The organism is Phenylobacterium sp. (assembly GCF_031181185.1).
Classification (GTDB): domain Bacteria; phylum Pseudomonadota; class Alphaproteobacteria; order Caulobacterales; family Caulobacteraceae; genus Phenylobacterium.
In genome coordinates, this window is record NZ_JAPSKZ010000234.1 from 1 (window position 1) to 4718 (window position 4718).

Sequence of the window (4718 nt, forward strand, 5' to 3'; positions counted from 1 at the left end):
GGGCGGCCTCCTGCTGCAGCGAGGTCTGCATGCGGCGGAAGACGGCTTCCTGGTTGGTCGCCGGATAGTCGGCCCGGCGGATCCGCACGTCGATGACCTGGATGCCGAGGCGCGAGGCCTGGGCCCGGCGGGCGACGTCGTTGCGCGTGCGCTGCATCAGTTCGCCGCGCTGGGCCGAGATGATCTGGGTCTGGGTCGCCGAGCCCAGCACCTGGCGCAACGAGGAGTCCACCAGCCGCTCGATGCGGTCGGAGGCCGTCCGTTCGTCGCGCAGCGTCCGGTAGAAGTCGAGCGGCTGGGCAATGCGGTAGCGGACGAAGGCGTCGACCACCAGGCGCTGGCGGTCGGCGGTGATGATCTCTTCCTGCTGGCTCTCGAGCGCCAGGTTGCGGCGATCGAACTTGATCACGTTCTCCCAGAACGGGATCTTGGCGTTCAGGCCGGCGCCAGGACGGCCCGGCGCGTTGATCACCCGCACGGGCTCGCCGAAGCGCAGCACCAGGGCCTGTTCGCGCTGGTCGACGATGAACAGGGTGTTGGCCAGCACCACCAGGGCGCCGATGCCGACGATCAGATAGGTCCAGAGGCGGCGGTTCATTGCGCGGTCCTCCCCTGATACTGCGGCTGGGGCTGGACCTGGACGTCGGGGGCGGGCGCGCCCTGCTGGGCGGCGCGGGGCCGGAAGATGTCAGGCGGCAGGATGATCGGCGCGGTCGCGCCCTGGCCGTCGATGATCACCTTGTTCGAACGCTGCAGGACCCGCTGCATGGTCTCGATGTAGATGCGGTCCCGCGTGGCGCCGGGGGCGCGGCGGTACTCGTTGAGGATGGCGTTGAAGCGTGAGGCGTCACCGGTCGCTTCCCGGACCGCCTGTTCACGATAGCCCTGGGCGGACTGGGTGATGCGCGCGGCGTCGCCCTTGGCCTCGTTGATCACGCGGTTGCGGTAGGTGTTGGCCTCGTTGACCTTCGACACCTTGTCCTGCTCGGCGTTGTTCACGTCACGGAATGCCGCCTGCACCTCTCCCGGCGGCTGGGCGGAGCGGATCTGCACCTCGTCGACGCGCACGCCCGCGCCCCAGGCGTCGAGGGTGCGCTGCATCAGCTCAGCCGCCTGCAGCTGGATCTGGCCGCGGTTTCGGGTGACCTGGTCGAAGGTGGAGCGGCCAACCACCTCGCGCATCGCCGCCTCGGCGATGGCCTTCACCGAGCCTTCCGGATCGCGGATGGTGAAGACGAACCGGTCGGCGTCGGAGACGCGCCAGGTGACGCTGAAGTTCAGGTCGATGATGTTCTCGTCGCCGGTGAGCATCAGGCTTTCTTCGGGCAGGGCGCCCGGGGCGTTGCCGCCCACGTCCAGCCGCTGCAGCCGGGTGACCGGCACCTTCTGAACCTGCTCGATCGGCGCCGGCAGATGGTAGCGCAGCCCCGGCCCTTCGTTGCGCGAGTACGCGCCCAGCGTCGTGACCACCGCCTCTTCATTCGGCTCGACCACGTAGATGCCGGAGAGCGCCCACAGGCCGACGGCCGCGCCGACCACCGCGGCCACCGCGCCGGGACGAACCCCGCCGCCAGGACCGTTGAAGAAGTCGCGCAGGCGCTGGCTGATGCGCTCGAAGCCGGCGTTCAGGTCAGGACCATCGGGGCGGCGTCCGCCGCCGCCGCCGCCGCCGTTTCGCGGACGTCGCGGCGGAGGGTCTCGGCGGTCGCCGTCGCCGGACGGGGGCGAGCCCCACGGGCCGGGATTGGCGTTGTCGTTCCAGGGCATCAGCCGGTTTTCAAACTCGTTTTAAGGGCCTTGGCGGTCTTCTTGCTTATAGCGCCCCGCCGGCTTGTAAACCGGGGCGGGCTTGTAAACCGGCGCTGTCAGCCGGATATGAGACCCCTTCCGACGCAAAGCAAGACATAGCGGCATGATCCAACCGGCCGGTCCCGAGAGAACGACGGTCCTGGAAGCTCTGGACCGGGTCGCCGACCCGAAGTCGGGCCAGGGCCTGGCCACGGCGGGCCTCGTCCGCGGCCTGGTGATCCGCGGCAGCCGCGCGGCCTTTATGCTCGAGGTCCCGGCGCACGACATTGAGCTCTACCGCACCGTGCGGGATGCGGCCGAGCAGGCTCTGGCCGCCGTGCCGGGGATCGAGACCGCCCAGGTGGTTCTGACTGCCGAGACTGCGGCTCCGCAGCTGAAGACGACGCCCGGCCACGCCAGCCGGCGCGCGCGCGTCAGCGACGATCCGCAGGCCCGCCTCCAGCCGATGGCGGAGGCCGAGCGGCCCGCGCACGTCCGCAAGGTGATCGCGGTGGCCAGCGGCAAGGGCGGGGTGGGCAAGTCGACCGTGTCCGTGAACCTCGCCGCGGCCTTCGCCAAGCTGGGCCTGCGCGCCGGCCTGCTGGACGCCGACATCTACGGCCCGTCCGCCCCGCACATGCTGGGCGCCGACGGCGAGCCCACCTTCGACGCGGACAAGCGCCTGAACCCGCTTGAGGCGTGGGGCGTGAAGGTCATGTCCATCGGCTTCATCGTCGAGGAAGGCCAGGCGAACATCTGGCGCGGCCCGATGGCTTCGTCGGCGCTGCGCAGCCTTATGAACTCCAATTGGGGCACGGCCGCCGAGCCGCTGGACGTGCTGGTGGTCGACCTGCCGCCCGGCACCGGGGACATCCAGCTGACGCTGGTCCAGAAGCTCAAGCTCGACGGCGTCGTGGTGGTCTCCACGCCCCAGGAAATCGCCCTGATCGACGCGCGCCGGGCCGCCGCGATGTTCGCCAAGACCGGCGCGCCGATCCTGGGCGTGGTCGAGAACATGGCCTGGTTCGAGGCGCCGGACGGCTCGCGCACGGCGATCTTCGGTGAGGGCGGCGGGGCCGCGGAGGCGCGCCGCTTGGGCGTTCCCCTGCTGGCCCAGATCCCCATCGAGACGGCCTTGCGCCAGGCGTGCGACGAGGGCCGGCCGCTGGTGGCGACCACGCCGGACACGCCGGCCGCCTGGGCCTTCCTGCAGATGGCCGAGAAGCTGAAGCCCTAAGTCTTCCGAGGCTCGGCCACCATCTCATCGCCGGTGAGGCCGGCCAGCGTGGGGGCCTCTGCGTAGAGAGCGTCGCGTTCGTCCAGCTTCCGCCGGATGTCGGCGTGGACGGCGGGCGTCAGCTTGTAGCCGAAGAAGCACGCGCCGGCGGCCATCACAAAGACGATCGGTCCAACGATATACACCAGCTCCAGCGCATGGATGGCCTCGGGCGAGTTCACCGCCCCAGCGCGCGCCTCGTAGCCGATGGCCGCCAGCAGGACGAAGGTCAAAGCAGAAAGCCCGGAGGCGATCTTCGTCGTCCCAATGGTCAGCGCGTACATCAGCCCCATGTACTCGCGGCCCTTGTCCAGGCGGACTTCGTCGGCGATGTCTCCGGTGAGGGCGCGGATCATGACGGTGAAGCCGGCCTGCATCGCGCCGACGATGAACATCCCCGGCGCGAACGCCAGGAAGTTGCCCTCGGGCAGGAACGGCACGGTGATGAGACCCAGCGAATAGATGGTGGTGGTGGTCATCAGCGCGCGGTGCTTGCCGATGCGATTGCCCAGCCACGCGGTGAACGGCGCGCCCGCGAACCCGGCGAAGATGTAGACGAGAAGCAGCAGGTTCGCCGACGCGGTGTCGAAACCGCGGCTGTCCTTGAAATAGAAGAGGTAGAGGGCCGCCATCCAGCCCGGCCCCAGGGTGACGAACAGGTCGGCCAGCAGGAGACGGATGACATTCCCGCGCCGGAGCAGCGTGCCGTAGTCGCCCAGCTGGAACTTGGCGACCTTTTCGCGGGTGATCGGCTCGTGGGTGGTGGCGAGGACGAGCAGCACCGTCACGGGTATAGCCGCGATGATGAACCACACCATGGCGCGCACGCCCTCGCCGTCAGATGCGCCGCGCTGCTGCATGATGATGGGGATGAGCAGGACGGCCACGGCGCCGGCGACGCCTAGCCCGATCACCGCGCCGAACACCTTGTTGCGCTGTTCGTAGGTCGGACCCAGAACGCCGCCCCAGGCCAGGTGGGAAAGATAGACCATCGAATAGCCGAGGTAGGCGAAGAGCAGGATGCCGGAGAGGCCAAGCTGGGTGGTCGAGGCGTCCGCCTGCAGCATCAGCCAGAGGCCGAACATCATCACGGGGGCGCCGAGGGCGAGCCAGACGCGATAGCGGCCGAAGCGGGTTCGCGTCCGGTCCATGGCCATGCCGATCCCAACGTCGATCGGAATGTCGATCAGGCGGACCATGGCGAAGGCGGCGCCCACGACGGCGAGCTCGAGGCCGATGTGATGGGCGAAGTAGCGGGGCAGGTGCACGCTGATCGCCAGGACCAGCGCCTGAATCGGGATGCTGGCGCTGGCGAAGGCCAGAACCGTCCAGGGAGAAAGAGCGCCGGCGGTGGTCCCGGACTTCGTCGTGGTCACCGCGCTGCTCCTCCTCGAGACGCGCCTCTGGCGGACGCCGCCCCAGGTTACGCGCGATCACCTGGACCGGCGCAAGCGGAAAGAGGTTACCGCCCGGAAACGGGCGGGCTTGTGGCGCCGAAAGGTCCTTCTCCCCTTGCGGGAGAAGGTGGCCGCCGCAGGCGGCCGGATAAGGGGTTGAATGGCCTGTCCGCGAATGGAGAGGGCCTCCGGCATGCGCCGCGAGACCCCTCATCCGACCTGCTCCGCAGGCCACCTTCTCCCGCAAGGGGAGAAGG

The 4718-nt window shown here is 69.3% G+C and carries 4 protein-coding genes; 1 reads left to right on the top strand and 3 read right to left on the bottom strand.

What is annotated here, in order from left to right; genetic code table 11:
* Positions 1-598: protease modulator HflC (locus RIF93_RS18775; protein ID WP_309092976.1), on the bottom strand; the 598-nt coding region annotated here is incomplete at its 3' end.
* Positions 595-1767: an FtsH protease activity modulator HflK gene (hflK, locus tag RIF93_RS18780; protein ID WP_309092977.1), complete on the bottom strand. Its 1173-nt coding sequence runs from the start codon at positions 1765-1767 to the stop codon at positions 595-597. The genes hflK and RIF93_RS18775, both read right to left, overlap by 4 nt.
* A gap of 145 nt (positions 1768-1912) precedes the next feature.
* Between hflK and RIF93_RS18785 the strand changes: the two genes are divergently transcribed.
* Complete coding sequence (locus RIF93_RS18785; protein WP_309092978.1) at positions 1913-3025, top strand: Mrp/NBP35 family ATP-binding protein; 1113 nt, start codon at positions 1913-1915, stop codon at positions 3023-3025.
* On the opposite strand, the gene RIF93_RS18790 is transcribed toward RIF93_RS18785, so the two are convergent.
* Positions 3022-4440: an MFS transporter gene (locus tag RIF93_RS18790; RefSeq protein WP_309092979.1), complete on the bottom strand. Its 1419-nt coding sequence runs from the start codon at positions 4438-4440 to the stop codon at positions 3022-3024. The two genes, RIF93_RS18785 and RIF93_RS18790, sit on opposite strands and share 4 nt — an antisense overlap.
* Positions 4441-4718: the final 278 nt, after the last annotated feature.

What these genes read in the sequence shown, in the direction of transcription:
- RIF93_RS18785 (WP_309092978.1), top strand. Translation starts at nt 1,913, where the DNA reads ATGATCCAACCGGCCGGTCCCGAGAGAACGACGGTCCTGGAAGCTCTG.
- hflK (WP_309092977.1), bottom strand. Translation starts at nt 1,767, where the DNA reads ATGCCCTGGAACGACAACGCCAATCCCGGCCCGTGGGGCTCGCCCCCG.